General features: G+C 58.0%; 25 protein-coding genes and 1 tRNA gene. 10 read left to right on the top strand and 16 right to left on the bottom strand.

The window, feature by feature from the left end:
* Nucleotides 1-92: 92 nt before the first annotated feature.
* Complete coding sequence (locus FB472_RS01085) at nucleotides 93-761, top strand: SDR family oxidoreductase (RefSeq protein WP_141989285.1); 669 nt, start codon at nucleotides 93-95, stop codon at nucleotides 759-761.
* A gap of 136 nt (nucleotides 762-897) precedes the next feature.
* Nucleotides 898-2,103, top strand: coding sequence for an FAD-dependent oxidoreductase (locus FB472_RS14275; RefSeq protein ID WP_246078003.1), 1,206 nt, complete (start codon nucleotides 898-900; stop codon nucleotides 2,101-2,103).
* Nucleotides 2,104-2,237: 134 nt separating this feature from the next.
* Here the strand turns inward: FB472_RS14275 and FB472_RS01075 are convergent, their stop codons facing one another.
* Nucleotides 2,238-2,690 (bottom strand): NUDIX hydrolase, encoded by a 453-nt coding sequence (locus FB472_RS01075; protein WP_141989283.1) that lies wholly within the window; start codon nucleotides 2,688-2,690, stop codon nucleotides 2,238-2,240.
* Between the two features lie 10 nt (nucleotides 2,691-2,700).
* A complete protein-coding gene (locus FB472_RS01070) occupies nucleotides 2,701-3,477 on the bottom strand; it encodes an SDR family oxidoreductase (protein ID WP_141989282.1) in 777 nt (258 codons plus the stop codon).
* 54 nt (nucleotides 3,478-3,531) lie between these two features.
* On the opposite strand from FB472_RS01070, the gene FB472_RS01065 reads away from it, so the two are divergent.
* From FB472_RS01065 to FB472_RS01050, 4 genes are all read left to right on the top strand, one after another.
* Entirely contained in the window at nucleotides 3,532-4,188 is a 657-nt protein-coding gene (locus FB472_RS01065; RefSeq protein ID WP_246078002.1) for an NfeD family protein, read from the top strand.
* Complete coding sequence (locus FB472_RS01060; protein ID WP_141989281.1) at nucleotides 4,185-5,099, top strand: SPFH domain-containing protein; 915 nt, start codon at nucleotides 4,185-4,187, stop codon at nucleotides 5,097-5,099. Before FB472_RS01065 ends, FB472_RS01060 begins: the two co-directional genes overlap by 4 nt.
* Nucleotides 5,074-5,856, top strand: coding sequence for a glycerophosphodiester phosphodiesterase family protein (locus FB472_RS01055; protein ID WP_141989280.1), 783 nt, complete (start codon nucleotides 5,074-5,076; stop codon nucleotides 5,854-5,856). Before FB472_RS01060 ends, FB472_RS01055 begins: the two co-directional genes overlap by 26 nt.
* 143 nt (nucleotides 5,857-5,999) lie before the next feature.
* Nucleotides 6,000-6,365: an RNA polymerase-binding protein RbpA gene (locus FB472_RS01050; protein WP_021810229.1), complete on the top strand. Its 366-nt coding sequence runs from the start codon at nucleotides 6,000-6,002 to the stop codon at nucleotides 6,363-6,365.
* On the opposite strand, the gene FB472_RS01045 is transcribed toward FB472_RS01050, so the two are convergent.
* The 11 genes from FB472_RS01045 to FB472_RS00990 all read right to left on the bottom strand — a co-directional run bounded on the left by FB472_RS01045 (nucleotide 6,362) and on the right by FB472_RS00990 (nucleotide 17,693).
* Nucleotides 6,362-7,087 (bottom strand): polyprenol monophosphomannose synthase, encoded by a 726-nt coding sequence (locus FB472_RS01045; protein WP_141989279.1) that lies wholly within the window; start codon nucleotides 7,085-7,087, stop codon nucleotides 6,362-6,364. The two genes, FB472_RS01050 and FB472_RS01045, sit on opposite strands and share 4 nt — an antisense overlap.
* Nucleotides 7,080-8,645 carry an apolipoprotein N-acyltransferase gene (lnt, locus tag FB472_RS01040; RefSeq protein ID WP_141991401.1) on the bottom strand — a complete coding sequence of 522 codons (1,566 nt, stop codon included), beginning with the start codon at nucleotides 8,643-8,645 and terminating at the stop codon, nucleotides 7,080-7,082. Before lnt ends, FB472_RS01045 begins: the two co-directional genes overlap by 8 nt.
* Nucleotides 8,646-8,657: 12 nt before the next feature.
* The gene (locus tag FB472_RS01035) at nucleotides 8,658-11,090 is read right to left on the bottom strand and encodes a DEAD/DEAH box helicase (protein WP_141989278.1); all 2,433 of its coding nucleotides are present in this window, start codon (nucleotides 11,088-11,090) and stop codon (nucleotides 8,658-8,660) included.
* A gap of 40 nt (nucleotides 11,091-11,130) precedes the next feature.
* The gene (tatC, locus tag FB472_RS01030) at nucleotides 11,131-11,889 is read right to left on the bottom strand and encodes a twin-arginine translocase subunit TatC (RefSeq protein WP_021810233.1); all 759 of its coding nucleotides are present in this window, start codon (nucleotides 11,887-11,889) and stop codon (nucleotides 11,131-11,133) included.
* 51 nt (nucleotides 11,890-11,940) lie between these two features.
* Nucleotides 11,941-12,213 (bottom strand): Sec-independent protein translocase subunit TatA, encoded by a 273-nt coding sequence (tatA, locus tag FB472_RS01025; protein WP_141989277.1) that lies wholly within the window; start codon nucleotides 12,211-12,213, stop codon nucleotides 11,941-11,943.
* Between the two features lie 449 nt (nucleotides 12,214-12,662).
* The gene (locus tag FB472_RS01015; RefSeq protein WP_141989275.1) at nucleotides 12,663-13,010 is read right to left on the bottom strand and encodes a hypothetical protein; all 348 of its coding nucleotides are present in this window, start codon (nucleotides 13,008-13,010) and stop codon (nucleotides 12,663-12,665) included.
* Complete coding sequence (locus FB472_RS01010) at nucleotides 13,007-14,002, bottom strand: helix-turn-helix transcriptional regulator (RefSeq protein ID WP_141989274.1); 996 nt, start codon at nucleotides 14,000-14,002, stop codon at nucleotides 13,007-13,009. The genes FB472_RS01015 and FB472_RS01010 overlap by 4 nt, the downstream gene beginning before the upstream one ends.
* Nucleotides 13,995-14,978, bottom strand: coding sequence for a helix-turn-helix transcriptional regulator (locus tag FB472_RS01005; protein WP_141989273.1), 984 nt, complete (start codon nucleotides 14,976-14,978; stop codon nucleotides 13,995-13,997). The genes FB472_RS01010 and FB472_RS01005 overlap by 8 nt, the downstream gene beginning before the upstream one ends.
* A gap of 48 nt (nucleotides 14,979-15,026) precedes the next feature.
* Entirely contained in the window at nucleotides 15,027-16,028 is a 1,002-nt protein-coding gene (locus FB472_RS01000) for an FKBP-type peptidyl-prolyl cis-trans isomerase (RefSeq protein ID WP_246078001.1), read from the bottom strand.
* Nucleotides 16,029-16,038: 10 nt separating this feature from the next.
* Nucleotides 16,039-17,025: a tRNA (adenine-N1)-methyltransferase gene (locus tag FB472_RS00995; RefSeq protein WP_141989272.1), complete on the bottom strand. Its 987-nt coding sequence runs from the start codon at nucleotides 17,023-17,025 to the stop codon at nucleotides 16,039-16,041.
* Nucleotides 17,022-17,693 carry an HAD family hydrolase gene (locus FB472_RS00990; RefSeq protein WP_215730360.1) on the bottom strand — a complete coding sequence of 224 codons (672 nt, stop codon included), beginning with the start codon at nucleotides 17,691-17,693 and terminating at the stop codon, nucleotides 17,022-17,024. The genes FB472_RS00995 and FB472_RS00990 overlap by 4 nt, the downstream gene beginning before the upstream one ends.
* Before the next feature lie 65 nt (nucleotides 17,694-17,758).
* Between FB472_RS00990 and FB472_RS00985 the strand changes: the two genes are divergently transcribed.
* Nucleotides 17,759-18,709, top strand: coding sequence for a proteasome assembly chaperone family protein (locus FB472_RS00985; protein ID WP_141989271.1), 951 nt, complete (start codon nucleotides 17,759-17,761; stop codon nucleotides 18,707-18,709).
* A gap of 53 nt (nucleotides 18,710-18,762) precedes the next feature.
* Here FB472_RS00985 and FB472_RS00980 read toward each other — a convergent pair whose 3' ends face one another.
* Both FB472_RS00980 and FB472_RS00975 read right to left on the bottom strand, forming a co-directional pair.
* Nucleotides 18,763-19,614 (bottom strand): undecaprenyl-diphosphate phosphatase, encoded by an 852-nt coding sequence (locus FB472_RS00980; protein ID WP_141989270.1) that lies wholly within the window; start codon nucleotides 19,612-19,614, stop codon nucleotides 18,763-18,765.
* A 24-nt stretch (nucleotides 19,615-19,638) separates the two neighbouring features.
* The gene (locus tag FB472_RS00975) at nucleotides 19,639-20,970 is read right to left on the bottom strand and encodes a M20/M25/M40 family metallo-hydrolase (RefSeq protein WP_141989269.1); all 1,332 of its coding nucleotides are present in this window, start codon (nucleotides 20,968-20,970) and stop codon (nucleotides 19,639-19,641) included.
* A 152-nt stretch (nucleotides 20,971-21,122) separates the two neighbouring features.
* Between FB472_RS00975 and FB472_RS00970 the strand changes: the two genes are divergently transcribed.
* From FB472_RS00970 to FB472_RS00960, 3 genes are all read left to right on the top strand, one after another.
* Nucleotides 21,123-21,206, top strand: a tRNA-Leu gene (locus tag FB472_RS00970).
* Nucleotides 21,207-21,412: 206 nt separating this feature from the next.
* Entirely contained in the window at nucleotides 21,413-21,979 is a 567-nt protein-coding gene (locus FB472_RS00965; protein WP_141989268.1) for a PadR family transcriptional regulator, read from the top strand.
* A gap of 36 nt (nucleotides 21,980-22,015) precedes the next feature.
* Nucleotides 22,016-23,716 (top strand): ABC1 kinase family protein, encoded by a 1,701-nt coding sequence (locus FB472_RS00960; protein ID WP_141989267.1) that lies wholly within the window; start codon nucleotides 22,016-22,018, stop codon nucleotides 23,714-23,716.
* 41 nt (nucleotides 23,717-23,757) lie between these two features.
* Here FB472_RS00960 and FB472_RS00955 read toward each other — a convergent pair whose 3' ends face one another.
* A complete protein-coding gene (locus tag FB472_RS00955) occupies nucleotides 23,758-24,474 on the bottom strand; it encodes an endonuclease/exonuclease/phosphatase family protein (protein WP_141991398.1) in 717 nt (238 codons plus the stop codon).
* Nucleotides 24,475-24,478 lie beyond the last annotated feature (4 nt).

Genomic DNA, 24,478 nt, shown 5'->3' with positions numbered 1-24,478 from the left:
CGAGTCGACATAGTGCGTCGCACATTCTCGCTCTCAGGCTAAAGCGCCGTTCACGATTCTCGTGAACGGCGAAGCTACTCGAAAGGATAATCATGAATCGCTTCCCAGATCGCGTTGTTCTCATCGCTGGTGGGGGATCCGGCCTCGGCCGTGCGGCCGCCGTGCGGCTCGCACGGGAGGGCGCAAAGCTCACACTCGTCGATATCTCCGAAACGGTTGCACGGTTCGGCCGCATCGACGGCTTCTTCAACAATGCTGGCATCGAAGGCAAGCAGAACCGCACTGAAGATTTCACCGCTGACGAGTTCGACAAGGTCGTCGCCATCAACTTGCGCGGTGTCTTCCTCGGGCTAGAAAAAGTTTTGAAAGTGATGCGCGAGCAGGGATCAGGCATGGTCGTGAACACGGCCAGTGTCGGCGGCATCCGTGGCATTGGCAACAAGTCAGGATATGCGGCCGCAAAGCATGGCGTGGTGGGATTGACCCGAAATTCTGGCATCGAATATGCGGAGCACGGCATCCGAATCAACGCGATTGCGCCCGGTGCTATTTGGACTCCCATGGTGGAGAACTCAATGAAGCAGCTCGACGCTAAGGATCCTCGCGGAGCCGCAGAGCAATTCATTCAGGGAAACCCCACCAAGCGGTTCGGTGAGGCTCCGGGGATCGCTGCGGTTGTTGCGTTCCTCCTGAGCGATGATGCGAGTTACGTCAACGCCGTAGTCCTGCCAATCGATGGTGGGCAGTCCTACAAGTACTGAGATGCTGCAGGGGGAGTGGGCAGGTGAGAGGACTGCATGGTAAATTTCCCTCATGCCTCCGGGGGATCGTTCACTGCCTAGCTTGTCCCGTCGAGATGTGCTGACGTTAACGACCGCTCTTGGCTTGGGAGGGCTCATGACTGCGTGCGGCTCCGGGGGCAACCCCGCCACCCGGCCTACCGTGCCGCGCGTGATGGTTGATGTTGTGCCCGATCCGATCGGTGTTCAGATTACGAGGTGGAGAGCAGATCCGTTCGCCCGGGGCTCGTATTCATTCCTGGCTGGTGGTGCTCAGCCGAGTGACCGAGAACTGCTGGCAGCGCCGACCGGTGGCAGGCTATTTTTTGCGGGCGAGGCAACGGACCGTGATTACCCTGCAACAGTGCACGGTGCCTTGCTATCGGGGGAGCGCGCTGCTGCTCAGATTCTGGCGCAGGGTGCGGCTTCGGCTGTTGTCGTTGGAGCAGGCGCGGCGGGTCTGGCTGCTGCTCGCCAGTTGGCGGTATCAGGGGTGGATGTGCGGGTGTTGGAAGCACGAGACCGCGTGGGTGGCCGTGTCTGGACTGACAGCAGCCTGGGGGTTCCGGTGGACCTTGGAGCATCGTGGATTCACGGGGTAAGCGGCAACCCGCTTACGACCCTCGCGAACGACATCGATGCGCCTCGGGTGCATACCGACTACGAGAATCGTGTGGTCAGGGATTCGTATGGCTACGGGGTCAACCCAACCGATTTTCCGGATGCTTTTGTGGAGGTCACGTCGATCGAACACGAATTCGCTGCGGATATTGGCGAGCTCTCGCCTGAGGCCACACACGAGGGTAGTGCGTTCGGTGGTGGGGATGTGTTGCTCCCCGACGGGTACCTTCCGGTGCTAGACGAGTTGATCGTTGGTTTCACGGTCGAGACTGGTGTGGCGGTCGACAGTGTGGACACCACCACAAGTTTTGCTGCGGTGAGCACCGCGACGAAATCATTTACAGCCGATGTCGTTCTCATCACGGTCCCTTTGGGTGTTCTCAAGGAGGGTTCGATCACCTTCACACCGCCGCTAAACGCGGAACGACGGGGTGCGATCGACCGCCTAGGAATGGGACTGCTCAACAAGGTTGTTCTTCAGTTTGATGAAATTTTTTGGGAACCTGCCGTGGATCTACTGGGCTATGTTGGCCCCGAGCGAGGTCTGTTTTCTGAATGGGTCAATGTCGCTAAATACACGGGGGAGCCAATCCTGATCGGCTTCAACGCTTCGAGTGTTGCTGAGAAACTCGAAACGCTGACGGATGACGAGATCGTTTCAGAGGCCATGATGGTCCTGCGAAATATGTATGAAGCGCGCTGAGGAGGGCGGAATCCTTCTGCGCGATCAAGAGCCAAGGCTCCAGCCCCCTCAAGCTGACATAATGTGCATTATCGGATATCTCGATGGTGTTTGAAAGAGGTCAGCTGCTGAACAGTCAGGCAGCGGACGAGTCATTAGTTCATCTGCTCGAGCTGCGCGGCAATCACACGGCCAAGCTCAGTCGGCTCAAAACGGTCGGCGGTTGCGGCGAGCTCGTCAAGTGTCCACCAGCGGTGCTCAAGAACTTCGACACGCTCATCGTCGGTCCACAGTGCGTCCGACGGCTCAAACGCATCCGTTATCGCCGTATAGAACTCGGCGTGACCAGTGTCATGGTCGGCAGCATCCCACTCAACCACGAAGTCGTGTGACCACACAGGTTGACCGAGATCCGCCAGCGCGCGGCCCGTCTCTTCCTCAAGTTCACGCACGGCAGCCGCATGATGCGACTCCCCCGCATCCACGCCGCCACCGGGCGTCAACCAGCGCGCTACGCCGCTCGTATCGGGCGCCTTTGTGAGAAAGAGAAGGAAGCGCTGCTCGCGATCGAACAGCAGCACACGGCTGGTAGCTCGGTTCACCGGCATCCGCTGCTCGCTATTTGCCGAGAAAGTCTGAGACGTCGCCAACGTAGCGGGTGTTGTTCTCGGGGATCGGATCGACGGCGGCGGAAGCAACTTCGGCCGCAAACTCACCCACGTTATATAGGCGGCCGGCAGCCTCCTTGCGCGCTTCGATTGCACCGGGGTTAGCCCGCTGCAGCAGGGTCGCCGTGATCGTTCCCTCGATCATGTCCCCCGAGACAACAACAAAGCTGATGCCCTTAGCTTCTAACTCCGGGATCAACTCGCGCAGAGCATCCTCACCAGCACGCTTGCTGAGAGCGACCGGAATGTACTCGGGCATCGTCTCAACGGTGCGGATGAAGTGGGCTTGGTGACTCGTCACAAACACAACACGCGAACCTTCATGCAGCAGTGGCAGCATCGCCGTCAAAAAATTGACCTGGGCATCACGGTTGAGCTGCATGGCGTAGTCCTCAGCCATGCCACCTTCCATGCCACCGGATGCGTTGAGAACCAGAATCTCGAGGCCACCGAATTCAGCTTGTACCGTCTCGAACAGCGCAGCGACCGAATCGCTATCGGTGAGGTCAGCACCAATAGCGATCGCCGAACCAGCTGTCTCAGTGAGCTGAGCCACCAATTTGAGGGCGCGTGCCTCCTTATTGCGGTAGTTGATCGCAACCCGTGCTCCGGCCTGCGCGAAGTAGGCGGCCGTGTCGGCACCAATCCCCCGTGATGAGCCGGTTATGAGCGCGCGGGCGCCGTCGAGTGAGTGGGCTGTCAGTGGGTTCAAAGTTTCGCTATTCACGCTACGACTTTAGCTGCCGAACTCACGCTGCGCAGAGATGTAAGTGCTAGCGTCGTGAGTGAAGATTTGTTGAACAGCGCAACGATGAAGGGCGCCGGCATAATGCTCGTTGATCTCACCCAGTACCTGTGGATTCTGTGGCTTGCTCTTGTCGTGATCTTCATCGTGATCGAAGTGTTGACGCTTGAGTTCACCTTCCTCATGATCGCCGCAGGAACACTGATCGGTGGCCTCGGGACAAATCTTCTTGGAGGACCGTGGTGGCTGCAGATCGCCCTCGCCGCGACAATATCGGGACTGCTCATTTTCACCCTCCGGCCAGTGCTTCTGATGAATCTTGAAAAGGGCGCGGACCCGGCAAAAAGCAATATCGATGCACTCTATGACCTCGGCGGACGAGTCACCGGCGCCTTCGTAGACGGAGTGGGTGAAGTCAAACTAGACAACGGTGAAACCTGGACGGCTCGTATTCATGACCGCTCCCCCGAATCCACTATTTCTCTCGGAATACGGGTTTCCGTCACGGCAATCGAAGGCGCCACCGCCGTTGTGGTGCCAGCCACAACCAGCACACCGGTGCCCGATCCACTGTCAGAAAGCGACGCGGCGACCGCAGCCCCCGGAACGACACCTCCCAAGGTACGCACCACTAAACCACGCACCACTAAACCTCGCGCGACCAATCCGTCGCCGAGAAAGGAAAAAAAGTGATTGATCCCGCTGGCTTCATAGGCCAGATTTTCGTGGTGGTACTCCTTGTAGTGCTCGCCATCTTCGTCGTTGCAACTCTGTTCCGCGCGATTCGCATTGTTCCGCAGGCACGCGCCGGTGTAGTCGAGCGCCTCGGCAAGTACCGTAAGACACTCCAGCCTGGGCTCAACATTCTCGTGCCCTTCATCGACCGGATGCTCCCACTCATCGATTTGCGCGAGCAGGTTGTTTCGTTTCCACCGCAGCCTGTCATCACCGAAGACAACCTGGTGGTATCGATCGACACCGTAGTTTTCTTTCAAGTGACTGATGCCCGAGCGGCAACCTACGAAATAGGCAACTATTTGGGAGCGGTAGAACAGCTGACCACAACAACATTGCGAAACGTTGTCGGCGGATTGAACCTTGAAGAAGCCCTCACCAGTCGCGACAACATCAATACGCAGTTGCGCGTAGTGCTCGATGAAGCGACAGGTAAGTGGGGCATTCGCGTGGGACGTGTCGAGCTTAAGGCGATCGACCCGCCCGTCTCCATCCAAGACTCCATGGAAAAGCAGATGCGCGCTGAGCGTGACCGTCGCGCGCAGATTCTTACTGCTGAGGGAACCAAACAGGCGGCGATTCTAGAGGCCGAAGGTTCGCGCCAGGCGGCGATCCTTGAAGCCGAAGGTCAGGCTAAAGCGGCGGTACTTCGTGCCGACGGTGAAGCTGCTGCGATCAAGACAGTGTTCGCGGCTATCCATGAGGGTGATCCAGACCCGAAGCTGCTTGCTTATCAATACCTGCAGACCCTGCCTAAGATTGCCAACGGTGATTCCAACAAGATGTGGATCATCCCGTCTGAACTGACGGAAGCGCTTAAAGGGATTGGTGAAGGATTCTTTAGTGGCAAGGGACCAGCCGGGCGCTAGCGCCAACTCTTCGTACCTCTCTACCGCACACCCCCGCGTGCTCGCGCACCGGGGGCTTGCAAAGGAGGCACCGGAAAATACGATGCTCGCTTTCGCGACAGCAGTAGCTGCTGGGGCTCAGTACATCGAGACAGACGTGCACTCAAGCCTTGACGGTGTGGCGGTCGTCGCGCACGACCCCAGTCTCGTGCGCGTCGCCGGCCGTGATCTCAAGGTTGAACAATTGACGATGGCCGAGCTGCGGAGAATCAACCTCGGCGATGGGCAAGGATTCTGCTCGCTGTCTGAAGCTTTAGACGCGTTTCCGGAGACGCGATTCAATATTGACGTGAAATCTGCTGGAGCAGTTGCCCCCACCGTTCATTCCATCCGAGATCTTTCGGCTACGGAACGTGTGTTGGTGACGTCGTTTGACGAAAAACGCCGTGCCGCCACAGCCCAAGAACTTCCCGGTGTCGCGAGTTCTGCATCAGCCAGGCGTTTTCTGGTGGCGTTGCTCGGAGCGAAGACAGGCGTATCCCCCGCGATGCGTCGAGCACTCAGCGGTCTCGTTGCCATTCAAGTACCCGAGAAAGCGCTAGGGTTGCGGGTGACCACTCAACGGGTAATTCAGCGTGTACACAATCTCGGACTCGAGATGCATGTGTGGACGATCAACGAACCGCAGCGAATGCGTCAATTGCTCGATCTTGGAGTCGACGGAATCGTCACAGATCGAGCAGACTTAGCCCTCGAAGTTGTGGCTTCGCGCTCCTGACCAGGTGATGCGAAATCCACAGCTAAGCAGCGGAATCGTTGTTAAAGACTGACAACTCGCTGTGAACACTGCGCGCTTGGAAGCATTCGTTCAGCAAGAGGGTTTATTACTTGTAGAAACCGCGAAATGAAGGAGGCCACACGATGGCAGATCGCAGCTTGCGCGGCATGAGACTGGGAACCCAGAGCCTACAGAGCGAAGAGGGTGTCGAGTTCTCACCGCGGAAAAAGAGCACGTATAGGGCAGCAGACGGCAACACGTTTGACGTGATGTTTTCGTCGGACGCCGAAATTCCTCAGCAGTGGCATGACGCCAAGACTGGTCAGGAAGGAACTCTCCTCGATAGCGAAGGCGAACTTGTCGAGCTTGATGAAGTCGATGTGAAGGTGCCCCGCAGCCATTGGGACATGCTTCTCGAACGACGCACGCGCCCCGAACTAGAAGAACTTCTTCAGGAGCGACTTGATTTTTTGCGGGCCCGACGCGGTCAGCAAAAGATCGGCGCCTAACGACGTACTGATTTCAGGGTCGCCGATAGCCCCCAGCCGGTGACCCTGAGCAGTGCCTCCGCAACAATCCCCGCATGCATTTTTGAACGGCCTGTGGAACGCTCGACGAAAGTGATCGGATGCTCAACCACACGGTAGCCCGCACGCTCCAAGTTCCAGGCCAGCTCCACTTGGAAGCAGTAGCCCTGCGACGAGACCCCCTCCAGGCCGAGCTCTCGTAGTGCGCTAGCCCTGAAGACTCGGTAGCCCGCAGTAAGGTCTCGGATACCTGAACCGAGGATTGCACGTGCGTAGGCGTTACCCGCTCGCGAAACACTGTGTCGAAACCACGGCCAATTCTTCACCGATCCGCCATCGACCCACCGCGACCCAATCACAAGATCGTTTCCCGCCTTGGCAAGCTTGATCATGGCGGGAAGATCTGAAGGATCATGCGACCCATCCGCGTCGATCTCGACGATATAGTCGTAGCCTCGTTCGAGAGCGAGCGTAAAACCGGCGAGATATGCCATGCCCAAGCCGTCCTTTTTCGGGCGATGAAGCACCGAAACACCGGGGTCTGCTGACGCAAGTTCATCCGCACGCTCGCCCGTGCCATCAGGACTGGAATCATCGACGACCAACACATGCGCGCGCGGCACAGCCTGCCTGAGCCGACCGACTATGGCGGCAATGTTCTCGATCTCGTTGTAAGTGGGCACAACCACGACGACGTTAGGCACGTTTTCTCCGACCGGCTAACGCTGCCACGATTAGCGCGCCGAGACCCACTCCAGACACTAGCCACTCCAACTCGCGCCCCCACACAACGGCGGGGGTGATCGTGCGGGACAACGGCACGTCTTCAATCATTGCCGCTGCGGTGTACCAGGGCAGCTCGACGATTGTGTTCCCGTCCGGAGTGATGATGGCGCTCAGGCCGACAGTTGAAATGTTAACGACACTCCGGCCGAGTTCAAGCGCACGAATCCGTGCGATAGCCAATTGCTGAGCGCTCTCGTCAGTGCGCCCAAAGTCTGCGTTGTTCGACGACGCGATGATGATCTGTGCGCCCTGCTCGATGGACTCAGTGAGTATCTGATCGTCCACGATGTCGAAACAGATATTGACGCCGACCGTTACGCCGTCTACACCGAAGACCATGTCCGTGGTGCCGATGCTGTAGTCGCGAGCGATGAGCCCGATGAGGTCCGGGGCAAACTGTGCCCAGAATTCGCGATTGGGAACATATTCGCCAAACGGAATAGGGTGGCGCTTGTCGTAGATGTCGACCACTCCCTCCCCCGGCATCCACAAAAGCTGGCTGTTGTAGACATTGCCGTCGCGTTCGGTGATGTCACCAGAGATCAGTGGTGCCCCCGCACGCTCCGTTACATAGTCAAATGCAGAAGCAGCGAAACTGTTACTCAACGGTGAAAGGTCCGTGCCACCCTCAGGCCACACCACGAGATCAAGATCTTCACCATAGAGCGGTTCCGTCGCCGTTAGTTGAGCGTCAAGTAGATCACCACGATCGCGCTTATCAAAATAGGCTGCTTTGCCATTTCCTTGCACGGCACCAACCCTGAGTGTGCCGTCAGCCACAACATTCCACGCCGGAACGGTGACGAGGAGGGTGAAGACGGCCACCGGAACCACAGCGGTGCGCAGCGCCCGCGATGCATGCTGCGATCGCTCATCGAGTGGAAGCTCTCGGTAGCGCGACCAAGAATATTCGATTGCCACCAGAGCAAGGGCGACGACGAGCACCATCACGAAGCTGACGCCCGAAATTCCCAGCCACGCGAAAAGCTCCGAAAGAGGGCTCTGAGACTGTGAGAGCGCGACACGACCCCAGGCGAAACCGCCGTAGGGCCACACGCTTGCCCAGGCTTCTCGTGCGGTCCAGAGGCCCGCTACGACAAATGCCAGCCCGATCGTGGAACCCCAGCCGACTCCGAAGGCGCGCGGCAACCAACGATAGGCAAGAGTGATCGCGAGCGTTCCCAGAGCGAAGAACAGTGCCTGAAGAATCGACAGCGCAGACATCGGGACCGGCCCCAAGAAGAGCGAAGCCCACTGAATATGGGTGAAATAGAATGCGGCACCAGCAAGAAAACCAACGAGCAGCGCGCCGCCAACGCTCCGGCCCCGCGCCGCGACAAGTACCAAAGCAATGCCGAGGAAGGTCAGCGGCCAGACATCTTTGTCCGGGAATCCAGCATCCAACACCGGCCCCGAAGCAAGTGCGACGGCAATTGCCGCCCAGAGGGGCAGCACAGCAACAGGCTTGTGGGGCATCACTTGACGAGCCTAAGCGACAGAACTGTATGCGACGATTCCGCGTCGGATGGCATCGAGCGCTTTCCGCGCGGTGCGGCCGATATCACCATCGGCGACAACAGATAGCTGGTCGAGGAGATCGATGGCTTGCTTCGTTGAGCGCACAAAGTCGCCAGCAGCCATTTCAGCGAGATCGAGGACCGAATCAAGGCTGGCACCGTTTGCCCAGCGGTACATTGAGAGTGAAAGCCCGGTTGCGAGCGGTTGGCTACCGGGAAGACGGTTGTCTCGTTCAAGATCATCGAGCTTCGCCCACAGTGTGGAGGTCTTATCGAATGCTTCGCGGAACGGCCCGCGCGGGAGATAGCGCTCGCTCGAATCGCCTTCGTCGCGACGCGGTTCATAAACGAGGGTCGTTGCCATCGCCGCCAATGACGCCGCATCGAGATCCTTCCAGAAGCCGTGACGAAGGCTCTCGGTGACGAGCAAGTCACGCTCACCATAGATGCGTCGAAGCATTCGGCCGTGCTCATTGAGTGTCATCTCACCATTCGAGCCCGGCTCGATGTACTTGAGTTGAGTCAACACATCCGTCACTCGATCAAAAACCTTTGCCACCGCACCTGTGCGGTTCTGAATTTGGCGACTCAGCTGGTCTGTCTCTCGCTTGAGACGCCACCAGCGCTCAGCCCAGCGTGCGTGAGACTCACGTTCTGGGCAGGCATGACAATCATGTTTTCGCATCTGGCGACGCAGGTCTGCAAGCTTGCGCTGGCGACGCTCACGCTCAGCCCTCTGACTCGGGTCATTCCTCGGCTGGGACTTCTTCTCAAGATCATTGAGCTCACGCCGGATGCGAGAATACTCCGCAAAGTCACCCAGATGACACTGCATCGATTTTTCGTAGCCCTCGAGCGAGTTCTTCTGAGAACGCACTTTGCGCGCCAAGTCGACAACTGCGCGATCCGCCTGGAACTGCGCGAAGCTCGACTCCAAAATTTCACGCGTGTGCTCCCTGCCGAAAAGTTCGATCAGATTGACTGCCATATTGTACGTCGGCTTAAAGCTTGAATTGAGCGGGTATGTTCGGCGCGACGCAAGCGATGCGACCGCCTGCGGGTCGAGGCCATCAACCCACTGGATTACCGAATGACCCTCGATATCGATACCTCGGCGACCCGCACGCCCAGTGAGCTGCGTGTACTCCCCCGGCGTGATCGGAACGCGTGCTTCACCATTGAACTTCTCGAGCTTCTCCAGCACTACGGTTCGGGCTGGCATATTGATGCCCAGCGCAAGAGTTTCCGTCGCGAATACGGCTTTCACGAGCTTCCTTTGGAAGAGCTCCTCCACGACCTCCTTAAAGGCGGGCAGGAGACCTGCGTGATGCGCCGCAACACCACGCTCTAAACCACTGAGCCATTCCCAATACCCTAGGACGGCAAGGTCTTCGTCGAGCAGAGTGCGACAACGCGCTTCCACGATTTCGCGGATCTCATCACGCTCCTGCACCGTCGTCAGGCGAACTCCGGCACGGAGAACCTGATTTACTGCCTGATCGCACCCCATACGACTGAAAATGAAGAAAATTGCCGGCACCAGATTTTTTGAACTGAGCATCGCGACGACGTCCGCGCGATCCATTCTGCTGCGGGCAGGTCGGCCGCCACGCGAGTCGTAGCGTGCGCCGTTCTTACGATTGCGAACGCTCTGGCTTCGACCACCGAATCGGGCCATTTGCACCAGCTCGGGATTCACCCGGTTCGTTGCGGCGAGCCCAGAGGAGTCAAAAAGGTCTACGAGCTTGCTGGCGACCAGAACATGCTGCTCCAGCGGAACCGGCCGCTCCTCTGAGACGATCACTTCAGTATCACCGCGAACTGCCTGGAGCCAATCGCCAAACTCCTCCGCGTTCGATACCGTCGCGCTGAGAGAGACCATGCGAACATCCTCCGGAAGGTGGATGATCACCTCTTCCCACACCGCACCTCGAAAGCGGTCGCCCAGGAAGTGAACCTCATCCATGACGACCGTACTGAGGTTTCGCAACAACTCTGACGAGGCGTACAGCATGTTTCGCAGCACTTCGGTCGTCATTACGACGATTCGCGCGCTCGCATTGACGTTGGTATCCCCGGTTAGCAAGCCGACATTTTCAGGACCATACTCAGCGACCAATTCTTGAAACTTCTGGTTGCTGAGTGCCTTCATCGGGGCGGTATAGAAAACTTTTGGGCCCGCGAGTTGCATGGCGCGGAAGATCGCAAATTCGGCAATGATCGTCTTGCCTGCACCGGTCGGCGCTGCAACGAGGACACTCTTGTCGTCTTCCACCACATGACAAGCCGATATCTGGAACTCGTCAAGATCAAATCGCTGGCTAGCACGAAAAGCCTCAAGAACGGGGTATCCGCGACGTTTCTTCGCAGCAGCGAAACGTTGAGCGGGAGACAGATCAGTCATTGAGTACAGCCTAAGCGGTGACGGCATTCGCAGGGGCCTCCTAAACGTCAGCGCCCAGCTCGGCCTCAACCTTCGCAGCGCGTTTAGCGGCTCGTCGGTCGTGGAGCCACGCGATAAGCGCGGCAATGAAATAGAGCACAATCATCGGGATTGCGAGCAAAAACATGGAGATCACGTCTGCCGCCGGAGTGGCGATCGCAGTAAAAACCGTGATCGTCAGAATCGCAATTCGCCAGCCCTTGAGAATCGCCTCGGCAGACAGTACGCCTACAAGGTTCAACAGAACGACAAACACGGGAACAACGAAGGCGATCCCCACCGCGAGCAATAGTTTCACGATGAAGTCGTAGTAGTATTTTGCGTTGAGATTCGAAAGATCCTGATCGCCGGCAAATCCCAGCATCAGAGTGATGATGTTGGGCATGACATACCAGCCCGCGGCACAGCCCGCCAGAAAAAGCGGAATCGCTGTCGCGAGAAACCCGACCGCATACTGCTTTTCTTTGCGCACGAGCCCCGGTACCAGAAACGCCCAGACCTGATAAAGCCAGATCGGACTTGCCGCAACGATCGCTACCGTGAACGCGATCTGCACTCGAATATCGAATGCCTGAGTAACGGCGTCGTAATTCAGTGCCGCTCCACGCCCCGTTGACTCCGCAATATTGGTAATCGGCGCACGGAGTGCACTGATGAAGAAATCAGCAAAGATGAAGCCAGCGATCGCCGTGACCAGAATTGCGATCGCCGAAATAAATAGTCTCTTCTTTAGCTCTACTAGATGTGCGCCAAGCGACATCCGCTCGTCACCCTTGGACCGCCACCTCTCGGCGCGAACTGCCATACCCGGTTAGGGCTTAGGAGGCGTAGTGCTGTTCGAATCCGCCGAATCCGTTGAGCCTGTCGTTCCGGTCGTCCCCGTCGCATCCGTCGCATCCGTCGAGTCGTTGGTTGCGGAGTCAGGGCTGTTCTCGTCTTTCATAGTCTTGACCTCGCTGCGGAAGATGCGCATTGACTGGCCAAGACTGCGGGCAAGCCCAGGAAGCTTCGGTGCACCAAAAAGCAGAAGGATGACAACCAAGAGAATGATCAGGTGCCAACCACTGAGAGCGTTGCCGAACATGGAAACTTCCTTAAAGATCGAAGGTCACGTTCACCAAGCATATCCGGCTTCGCTTTGAATTGCCGGACAGTCTTCAGCTAGTTTCTCGCTGGGCGGTCGCTCACGAACTCAACAGGGAACCAGCGGTGAGGGTGTTTGCCAAAACCCACGAGTACGTAATCTGAACGATCGGCATGCTTCGGGTGATAGAGGACCACGGCGCACTTTTTGAGCAATTCAGCGTCTCCGGCACTGACAAGAGCTTTCACCGCAAGGCGCTCGATGCCCGAGTTGTCGACGTAGCGAACCGAGATACGGGGCCTCCGCCGGCCACGATGATAAACAGTGCTCGTTCCCCGAGTTTCGGCTCCTGTCGTGAGCAAAAGTGTGCGTATCGCTCGCCTGCGCAAACGGGTAGCGACCCAGAGCAGGGTGAGAAACAAGAGACCAACTGCGAGCAACCATCCCACCTACGACCAGCTTTCAGGCCACTGTGCGGTGTGCGCATCGTGCGTGATAATTCGTTTCGCTCGAGCGATGCGACGCTCATGACGCTCGTTTTTTAGCCCAGCGCGGCGGCGCTGTTGAGCGTCGTAGTGAGCGCGAATTTCACTCATCTCTGCCAATACCGCCCTGTGTGGCGCACTCGGCGCCGCCCCGTCTATGTCTAGCGCCGTCATCTTGTCGGCGAGTGCAGAAAGGTCGTGAATAATCGCGATCGCTTGTCGGAAGAGTCTGAATGCAAAAAATATAAGCACGACCAGCAGAGCGAGCACGAGACCAACCCAAATGAGCAGCCAACCCCACCACTGGATCACAACGTTCCCTCCGAGGTTTCTGTATACCGATCTGCCCCGCACTGGGCCCACTGTGCTACCGCGTCACGAGCTTCCGCAGGCGCGACTACCGTCACAACTCCCGGGAGTCCCACAATGAGACGCTTGAGACCATGAAAGTGTGGCACGCGCACCGTCGTTCGTACCCGATCCCCCGCAACCGCTCGTTGAGCACTGCGGGCTATGTAGTCTCCCAACAGTGGGATAGCGCTCTCGACAACATCGATCGTAACCTCGATGTCTTCGGGAGACTCATCAAAGAGGGTCTCGGGGAGGTCCACATCAGCCGCGGTGTGCGTGATTGATTCCGAGGTCATAGCGGGGCTCGAGATGCGATCGAGTCGGAATGTGCGCACATCTGCGCGAGAGTGACACCAGCCTCGGACATACCAATCCGCGTCCACCGATTCAACGCGTAACGGGTCGATTCGGCGACGTTCAGACTCGCCTCGCGAATTTCTATAGTCGAACTCGATCTGCGTTCCGGCGGCCACAGACTCACGAATTAGCGCCAGAGTTTCATCGAGGGCACTCGACTCAACACCCATTGCGGTTGGCTGAGCGGATGCACCGCGCGAAAGCTTTGACATTAACGTTGCGATGGCAACACGATCAGCATGCTCTGGCAGCCCCGACAGGTACTGCAGCCCCGCAATCAGAGCGGATGCTTCGCGAGCAGAAAACCGCGGAGAGTCATCAATCGCCACCATGTGGGTGAGCACAATCTGGTCATTGTCTTCGAAATCATCCCATGCGATATCGAAAAGATCACTGTCTTGATAGGTGGCCGTTTCACCGGGGATTCCGGAGACAGCGATCAGACGCACGGCATCCCGGATCTGCTGCTCAGGAACACCAAAATGAGCAGCCGCTTCAGCCACGCTGACACGGTCACGATCCATCAAATAGGGAACGAGGGCGAGTAAATAGACCAGCTTGTCTTGTGCCCGCAATGGGTGAATTTTCTTAGCCATGGTCGGCCGCCGTTCTGGTCAAACGGGCAACAACGGCCTGTCGGAGCGCCGGAGGGGAAACCACAAGGACCTCGGGTCCGAAGCTGGCAAGCTCGTCAGCAAAGATGTTGAAATCGGTAAAATGTAGTTCAAGCTGCGTGGACGGATTAGTTGCGGTCCCCCGGCGTTTGCTCAGACGGGTTGCCGCATCAGTGCCGGGTTCAACACGGACAATAGCGACATTGGTCTGCCACACCTCATCAAGCTCAGCCAAAGCGCGCGCCGCAGCATCCACCGTGGATTCACTACACGGGTTCTTGCTCGCCCGTACCGGCCCGACAATGCGACGCAGTAGGAACGTTGTGAACCGCTCCACGGTGGGATTCTTCGCGTAAAGATGCCAACGGCCTTGATGCTGCACAAGTGCCAGCGGCGCAACGGTGCGTGGGGTTGAGGTCTGCTCCCCCGGCTTCAAATAATCGAACGTGACGTAGACGCTCTTATCGAGGGCTGAGCGCAGCGGCTCAAATGACTGCTCGCGTACGCGCAGTTGCGGGGCATAGCTCAGAACTGGCTCGGCGGTAGCAATCCCCAACGAACGCAGCTTCACGATCGCACGACGAGACTCCTCAGAGAGCGAACCCTCGCGCCACACCATCGCGGCCAACCCGAGAAGGGTCGATTCCTCGGCTGAGAAGCTGATGTCCTCGGGAAGCTCATAGTCGGCCCGCGGGATGCGATAACGCAAATTGTGGTTGTTCCCGGCCTGTTCAGGCGACTCAATTGTTTCTAGTGGTACACCGAGCTCGCGGATATCATCCTTATCGCGCTCAAATTGACGTTCGAGGTTTGAATTATCGCCAGAATGCACGAAACGTTGACGGTACCCCTGCACTGTCGAGAGGATCTCGCTCTTGGTCAGGCCACCCTCAGAAGACAGCAGGGCAAGAACCAAGCTAAACAGTCGTTCCTCGTTGGGAACTTTGGCTACTGGCACGAGTCAAATCCTATGTCTCTGACACCCGGCCGTGTCGTGATGGAAAAATTACTGCTCTTGGATTCCAAGAATGTCGAGAACAAAGACCAGAGTTGAGCCGCTGGCCACGCCCTCTGGCTCAGTTCCTGGGGCGAATCCAACATCCGGAGGAAGCACAACAAGCACCTGTGAACCCACAGTCTGACCGATCAGAGCTTCGGCAAGACCGGGAGGAAGTCCACGTTCAGACTTCTCACTGCTCGCCGCGGGATAGGTTCCGGGAACACCACCGTCTTCCCAGCTGTTGGTGAATGTCATCTCGGCATCCCACTCGATGGCGCTAACGTGCATCACCACCAGATCGTCTTCTGCGACAGTCTGGCCTGAGCCAGCCTTAAGCTTCGCAATTGTGAGCTCTGTGGGCGCGTCCGTGCCGGGGAAAGTGAACCCTGGCTGACCATTGGGCGCAAGCACTACGGCGGGGAGTCCCGCGGGGGCAACCTGATCGGCGCCATTGGCTTTGCCGGGGAAAAGGGACTCGACGTCACTGATCATCACGATTGTGTCCTCGTCGTTTAGCGGGAGCTGATTCTGGGCGATATTGTCGGCACCCAAGATTTCGCCAGCCGTGCCGACTGTCGTGATCCGTGATCCGACAGTGGCACACTGCGCAATCTCGCCGAAGCGGGGCGCACCTTCAGCAACAGAGACGCGCAAGCCGTCGGTATCGTGACCAGTAGAAATAACCTGTTCGCCGGTTTCACCGTTATAAATGGTGATCTGAAGCGTGGCGATATGACCATTACCGACCTGCTCACCGTCACCCGTGGAGATCGCCTCGCTCTCAACCCCATCGGCAATCATTGGAGTGGGGAACTCAGCCGCAGGATCGGCGCTGAAACCACCTTCCGAACTCACGAGCGCAGAGTTGGCACCGGGGGTATAAATGGGAGAACATGCGGCCACAGCGAACGGTCCGTTCGCGCATGCGCTCAACGAGACAACGATTCCGGCGCTCAAGGCCGCGATGGCAAGCTTCTGCACAAACACTCTTTTCTTCGACACAGACATCGCCAACACTCTACCGGTCTGAAGACGCGGCCTCTGCCGCAGCTTTCGCTTCACGGGCAGTTTTTCGCAAGCGCTTGGAGCTTGCGCTGCGCTCCCCCAATGCACCCGGGGTCCAGATTTCGACATCTTCGTCGCTGAAGTCGGTTTTGGATGCCCGACGCTTCAGTTCGGGCAAGACCGAACCGGGCGCCAAACGGCGTGCCGTCATCAAAAAGCCAGTGTGCGCAACCATGCGATGATCGGGACGAACCGCGAGGCCCTCGACGTGCCACCCGCGCACAATCGTTTCGTTCGAATCAGGCTCCGTAAACAAGCCGGTCGCACGGATCGCCTCGGCCACACGAGATAGCTGGGTAACGGTGGCAATGTAGCAGAGCAGGACCCCGCCGGGAGTGAGCGCGACCGCACACTCTTCGATGCACTCCCACGGCGCAAGCATGTCGAGTACTACCCGATCCACAGAACCCGCCTCAACCAATATCGGCAGCTGCTCCTGAAGATCTCCGACGGTAACTGACCAGTTGGCCGGTCTGTCACCGAGGAATGCCTCAACGTTCGACTGGGCAATCTCAGAGAACTCATCGCGGCGCTCAAAGGAACTTAGTCGGCCGCTTGCCCCAATAGCGCGCAGCAGCCACAACGACAGCGCTCCCGAACCGACGCCGGCCTCGACTACGTGAGCGCCGGGAAATATATCTGCCTGTCCAATGATTTGAGCGGCATCCTTGGGGTAGATGATTGCGGCCCCGCGTGGCATCGACATCACGAAGTCGGTGAGCAGTGGGCGCATCGCCAGATATTCGACGCCATTGGAACAGGTCACGACACTGGCATCCGGAAGACCAATGATTACCTCGTGGCTGAGCACCCCGCGATGAGTGTGAAACGCTCCCCCAGGCTCAAGCGTGACCGTGTTCAGTCGGCCTTTGGGGCCGGTGAGTTGAACCCGATCACCGATGCGGAAGGGACCGCTCTGTCGTCGAAATACGTCGCTCATCGAATAGCTACCTTTGCGTGGAGTTCTGACAGGTGTTGGAGCGTTCGGCCTTCAAGAGTGGGCCAGAGGGCATGAGTCTGGTCCGCCGGGATGTCAACCATAAACGGCACCCCCACAACGGTCGCGCCGGCCGAGAACGCCGATGCTGCACCGGGAGGTGAGTCTTCGATGGCAACACACTCCGCGATTGAGACGCCGAGTGCATTAGCGCCCTTCAGGTATGCCTCAGGGTGGGGTTTCGGATGCTCGACATCATCACCACATACGACAGCATCGAATCCAATGAATCCAAGGTTGTCGACCACGTGATGAGCCATCCGGGCAATCGACATCGTCACGAGTGCAGTGTGTATCCCCGCTTGGCGAATCTCGACCAGTAATTCGCGGGCGCCCGGGCGCCAGGGGATTCCAAACTCTTGGAGTTGGCTCATGACACGGTCAGTCAGGCGATCAACGATTGTGTGAGCATCCAGATCAACACCTTTGCTTTGCATCGCGCGCGCAGAAGTGAGAAGGCCGCTGCCAACCACTGCCAGTGCATCGTCGTGGGTCCATTCACCGCCGAAGGATTCAACAATCTCGGCTTCCGCTGACATCCAATAGGGTTCTGAGTTAATGAGGGTGCCATCCATGTCCCAAAGAACGGCAGCCGGAGTGGAGTGAGTCACAACGCACCATCGTAGTTCTATCCTTGAGGTAGTGACATTCGCAGTACTCGACCCCAAGGAGACCAGTGACTAACACCCCATTCGCGAACGGACGGCTTTTGGTCGTCGCCTTCGAGGGGTGGAACGACGCCGGAGAGGCGGCCAGTGGTGCCGTCAGATCGCTCAAGGAACAGCTAGACGTCTACCCCATCGCCGAAGTCGACCCAGAAGAATACTTTGACTACCAGTTCAATAGGCCCATCGTTGAATATGATGATGACGGCAACCGCTCATTGACCTGGCCGTCGGTCACCATCTATGGCCCTGCACGCCCGAACACGGCACGCCCGAACACAGAGCGCCGCGAGAGCATTGCCGCCGACGCTGAGTTGCAGCTGAGCGCCAACAATCAGTCAAACATCTACCTCCTCTTAGGGACCGAGCCGTCGCGATCGTGGAAAGCTTTCACACGGGACATTCTTGAAACCATTGTGGACAATGGCATCACCTCGATCGTGTTTCTCGGAGCGATGTTGGCCGATGTTCCCCACACTCGACCGATTTCAGTATTTACCTCAAGTGAGAATCCTGAGGTACGCACTGCACTCGACATCGAACGCAGCAGTTACGAGGGCCCCGTTGGGATACTTTCGGTGCTCGGTCAGGCGGCCGAGTCGGCCGGAATTTCTACGATGTCGATTTGGGCATCCGTACCTCACTATGTGCACACTGCGCCATCGCCCAAGGCGACTCTGGCAATCGTTGACAAGCTTGAAGAGATTGTGGATGTCGTGATTCCCCGCGGCGACTTAGTGAGCGACGCAAGCGACTGGGAAACGGGGATCGACGCCCTCGCCGGCGAAGACGACGACATGTCGTCCTACATCGAGCAACTGGAACGGGCACGTGACACCGTGGACTCCCCCGAAGCAAGTGGCGAAGCGATCGCCCAAGAGTTTGAGAAGTACCTCCGCCGGGACGATGACAAGCCCGATCAGGGTTCCGCCGGCGACGAGCCCTGGCGTGGCAAAGACTGAACAACACCCCAGAACATATGTCGTGACTTGCGGGAGCTAGGGGCCGTTACAAGCTAGGTCGGCTGGATGACGTTCGTTGCGAGCAAGACGTAGAGCACTGCACCCAACAGCACGCGATAGATCACAAACGGCAAGAATGAGCGCTTCTCGATGTAGCGCATCAACGCAGCGATAACCGCGTAACCGACAACGAAAGCGATGACCGTGGCTACCGCGGTCTGTGCATAAGTGAAGGCCTGATTGGGCTCACCGAAGCTGTTAACGAGTTCGTATAGTCCGCTGCCAAACACCGCAGGTACGGCCAACAAGAATCCAAAACGTGCCGCAGCAGGCCGTGTGTAACCGAGAGCGAGACCGGCCGTCATCGTAGCTCCTGATCGTGACACCCCGGGCACAAGTGCAAGCATTTGCGCCAGACCGATCGCGATACCGTGCCCGTAACTCATCTGTTCAATCGAACGCATGCGCTTTCCGAGATAGTCGGCAATTCCCAGAATGATGCCGAACACGATCAGCACGGTCGCCACCAACCAGAGCGAGCGGAACGTGGACCGAATGTACTCTTGGGCAAAATAGCCGACCAAGACGATAGGGATCGTGCCGATGATCACAAGCCACCCGAGCCGGACATCCGGATCATTGCGGCCTATCGGCTCAGGGCCTGCCGCCGTTGACTTCTGAAACTGCCTAAACCACCGGCCCAGAATCCGGGCAATGTCCTTGCGGAAGTAGAGCACCACCGCCAGTTCGGTACCAATCTGCGTAATCGCAGTGAAAGTTGCACCCGGGTCGCTCGCGGAGGGCAAAAATTCGCCCATGATGCGCAAGTGAGCGCTTGAAGATATTGGCAAGAACTCAGTGAGGCCCTGAACAAGCCCCAAAATTATGGCCTCGATAAAACCCATTGAGCGCTCCCGGTCAGCGGAAAATTAGTACTTGAGAAGCAGGTCTCCCAAGACCCGCCTGCCAAAGACTAGTGCGTCCAGTGGCACGCGTTCGTCCACGCCGTGGAACATGCCGGGAAAATCAATCTCGGGCGGCAACTGCAGGGGTGCGAAGCCGTAGCCGGTGATGTCGAGCAGCTTGAGTGCCTTGTTGTCGGTGCCGCCAGACATGAGGTACGGCAGTACCGGGGCCCCGGGGTCGAAAACACCGAGGCTGCCGATCATCGCATCGACCAGCGGACCGTCAAAGCTTGTCTCTAGGCCGATATCACGATGCATGATCTCGATCTCGATCTCCTCCGGCAGCAGCGCCCGCACCTGGGCGAGAACATCATCCTCTTCGCCAGGAAGCGTGCGGATGTCGATGAGAGCCTCAGCGACGTCAGGAATCACGTTGTGCTTGTAGCCGGCTTTCACTAGCGTCGGGTTGCTCGTTGTGCGCAACGTCGCTTGGAGGAAGCCCGAGGCGGTTCCGGTAGCGAGAATGAGTTCGTCAGGCCCGACGAGCTCTGGGTCAATCTTGAGGATGCGAGAGAGCTCAGAGATCAGGAGAGTCGTTGTCTCTGTGAGTCGTACTGGCCATTCCTGTCGGCCCAAAATCGCCACTGCTTCAGCGAGTTTGGTGACAGCGTTGTTGCTGATTACTCTCGAGCCGTGCGCCGCCATGCCACGTGCGGTGAGTTTGATCCACACCAGGGCCTTCTCGCCAGTCTGCAACAGGTAGGCGCGCTGGCCCTGGAGGTCGACCGAGTAGCCACCGACCTCACTGATCGCTTCCGTGGCGCCCGCGAAGACGTCTGCGTGCTTATCGACCATGAAATGCGAACCGAACTCGCCGCCGTTCTCCTCATCAGCGAAGAACGCGATGATGAGGTCGCGCGCTGGACGCTTTCCTGCACCCAAAATATCGCCAAGAGCAGTGATGATCATGGCATCCATGTTCTTCATGTCTACGGCGCCGCGGCCCCACAGGAGGCCGTCGCGAATGATGCCGCCGAAAGGATCAACCGACCAATTTTTGGGATCTGCTGGCACGACATCCGTGTGACCATGCAGGATCAGTGCTGGACGTTCCTTCGCATGCGGCGCTGAGGACTCCGTGTCGTAGCTGCCCTCCACACGGGCAACAACGGTGGTGCGGCCGGTCGCGGCATCAAAATATTGGGTGGTCAGACCCATCTCCTCGAGCAGTGCGCCCAAATACTCGGCAGCATCAGTCTCGCCGTTAGAGCGACCCTCACCGTAGTTTGTGGTGTCAAAGCGAATGAGATCTTGGGCGATGTGAGCGGTGCGCTCGAGGGAGGGCTCAGAAGTCATAAGCCCACGCTAGCCGTCTGACCGGGAAATTTCTGGATGCCACGGATTACTGGCAGCGACCGCACGCACCGAGATCGGCGCTTTCGTGTTTTCCCCTTCGAATTTGGTGCTACTCTCTTATTTCGGCGGTGCTTTTGTAGCGCCGCCGATGCGCGCGGATGGCGGAATTGGTAGACGCGCTAGCTTGAGGTGCTAGTGCCCGTTAGGGCGTGGGGGTTCAAGTCCCCCTTCGCGCACAGCGATGATTCGGACATATGAATCGGTAGTTGAGAGATGAGGTCGGCAGGTCGTTTTTACGACAGCCGGCCTTTTTTCGTGGGATTTCCCAGAAATTAGCTCTGCTGTCTGTTCGCTGGGTATCTCGCTGATCGATTACTAACGATGTATCGTTGAGTATCGGCAGGGCCGCTCGTGCCCCGCACCCACAGAGTGGAGGATCAGCATGAACAACGCATTCGGAACCAGTGGACGAAACTCTCGCCGCCCGTTCGCAGACGCATTCGACAACGCAGGCCAAGGCCTCTGGGACTCTTTTGACAAGATGCGCTCAGACCTCGAACGACGGGTAGCCCCGCGGATGGGACGAGGCGATGTTCGCGTCGCCATTCTCCATCTTCTCGCCGAAGAATCCATGCACGGCTACCAAATCATTCACGAAATTGAGAAGCGCAGCAACGGCGCGTGGAAACCGAGTCCCGGTTCGGTCTACCCCACTCTGCAGTTGCTCGCAGACGAAGGTCTCATCGAAGCTCATCAAGCGGAAGGTAAAAAGACTTACACCCTCACCGAAAAAGGGCACGAGGAAGCTAAATCTAACCGTCCCGCCCCATGGGAAGATTCTGCTTCGCGTGACTCCTCACGTCCCACCGCACTCCCCCGCGCAGCCGCAAAACTCGCCGAAGCTGTGGTGCCGATCATGCGCAACGGTAACGCTGAGCAACTTGACGAGGCCATCAGCATCATCGATGATGCGCGGCGTAAGCTGTACGCAATCCTCGCCCAGGACTAAGCGGATGAGCCGCCCCGTCGGCACTAGGGAGAATTGATGTCCGACACCCGACAGCTGCGTGCCCGCTATCGACGGATTCTGCGCTTCGCTGCCCGGTATATGGTCCTTGAATGGTGGTTCGAGCTTGTGCTGCCCCGTTTCGGGCTCGAGCGCATTGCCGCACGACGTCGGCTTGGTCGCGCTGCCCACATCGCTCGACACTTCCATACCCTAGCGATCGATCTCGGCGGGCTCATGATTAAGGTCGGACAGTTTATGTCGTCGCGCCTTGACGTGCTTCCTGTCGAAATCACCAGTGAGCTTGAAGGTTTGCAGGATGAGGTTCCGGCGGTCGATTTTGTTCTCATCCGGGAGAGCGCCGAGCGCGAACTCGGTCTGACCCTTGAGCGCGCTTTCGAATTCTTCGATCCGTCACCGATCGCTGCAGCATCCTTTGGTCAGGTCCACAGAGCCCGACTCACTCCAGCTGACGCTGCTGACGTCGGATTTAGCGATGTCGTCGTCAAAGTTCAACGACCAGGAATTTCGGACATCATCGACGTCGATCTCGCGGCGCTGCGGAAGGTCTCGCGCTGGCTCAGCCGCGTGCGATTTATCTCCCGCCGCGTCGACCTTCCGGCGCTGCTAGAAGAGTTCGCAATCATCAGCCTGCGCGAGATCGACTACCTCAACGAGGGCAGTAACGCCGAGCGTTTCTCGACGAATTTTGCCGGTGATCCTCGCGTCCAGGCGCCCGCCGTTGTTTGGGAGCGCACGACGCGACGAATCCTTACCCTCGCAGACGCGACGGCAATCAAAATCAACGATAAGCGGCGACTGGAGGCTGCAGGGATCGACCCCGCAGCTGTCGCGGATGAGCTCTCACGCGCCATGTTTGAACAATTGTTCATGCACCGCTTCTTCCATGCCGACCCCCACCCCGGCAATATTTTCGTCACGCCGTCGGACCCCAACCGGGCTGACACCTCTACCCCGGACTGGACACTCACTTTCATTGACTTTGGGATGATGGGTGAAGTTCCCGAGAACCTGAGCCGTGGACTGCAGCGACTTATTATTGCCGCCGCCGCGCGGGACGCCCCCGGTCTCGTAGCCAGCGTGCGCGACATGGGGGTGCTGCTTCGCTCTGCCGAAACTGCACCCCTCGAACGCGCGATGGGGGAACTGTTTGATCGCTTTGGCGGTATGGGCTTTACCGAACTTCAGCAGGTCGACCCCCAAGAGTTCAGAGCCTTTGGCAACGAATTCAGCGAAGTTGTGCGCACCATGCCGTTCCAGCTTCCCGAAAACTTTCTGCTCATCATCCGTGCAGTTTCGGTGACGTCGGGAGTTGCTAGCAATCTCGACTCCGGGTACAACGTTTGGACAGCAATCGAACCCTTCGCACAGCGTCTCGCTAGGGACGAGGGTGGCGGTACTGCACGAGAGTTTGCCAAGCAAGCATTATCGTCTGCGGGATTGCTGCTTCGCCTGCCGCAACAGCTAGAGAGCGTGGCGACGCTCATGCAGCGCGGCCAGCTCGCCGTGGAGACACCGGGAGCAGACAAGCGGCTCCGCATGATCGAACAGCTTGTTCGCCGAACACTCTCCGCAGTTCTCTTTGTCGGGCTCCTTCTTGGCGGAATCCTGTTACACCCCACGGAGCCGATCTTGGGTCTTGTGCTGATGATCAGCGCGGCAGCCCCCTTGGCTCATGCCCTATTTGCCGGGCTGTTCAGCCGGACTCGCTTGTTTTAGCTTCGAACGCTCGCTGGCTGACAGCCGGCAGCGCAGGCCCGTCAGCTCGCGAGAGGATCGGCTGACAGCGTCGAATGGTGAAAATTCGTGGTGCCGTATTCTGCCGTCACCAGAATAGGCAAATGGTCGGAAGACCCACGAGTGAGCGTTTCGACACCCTCAATTGTGAAACCCTGCGACGTAACAAAATCAAAATGACCTCGAAAAAATTTGTAGTTTGTGTACGTTCTGCGATCGCTGAGCGATAGGTCGTATCCAGTCTTCTTGACCCGCTGGCTTAGTCCATCTTTGAACAGCGGGTAGTTGTAGTCGCCCACCATGAGAATCGGTGAACCCAACCCCAAGGTCTGCAAGCGTTCGTGGGCCGCCTTAATCTGGTTGCGACGCAACGAGTTGAGCGCGGTGAGCGGAGCAGCGTGAAAAGACGCAAGTACCAACTCGTGTCCGGAGTCACGATCGACTAGTCGCGAGCCAACCAGTCGTTCCGTGGTTGGTGTGAAGACTCGATCGTGAAGCGACTTCTTGAGCTCAAAAGATTGACTGGCGGTCTGCTCGAAGCGATCGCGTCGATAGTAGACCGCGAGCCCCAGCCGGTTGTTTTTGGTTGAATCGGCTAAGTGCAGGTCACCAATCGCCGTCGGAAGCTCAGCGGCTTCAACTTCTTGAAGGCACAGCGCATCGACGTCCGGGGTTTGTGCAAGAGCGGCCAACTCGGTCGCGGCTCTATTTTTGCGGAGGTTGTAGCTAATTACACGAATCACG

Source organism: Rhodoglobus vestalii (assembly GCF_006788895.1).
Lineage (GTDB): Bacteria > Actinomycetota > Actinomycetes > Actinomycetales > Microbacteriaceae > Rhodoglobus > Rhodoglobus vestalii.
This window is presented reverse-complemented; position numbering and strand designations above follow the sequence as displayed.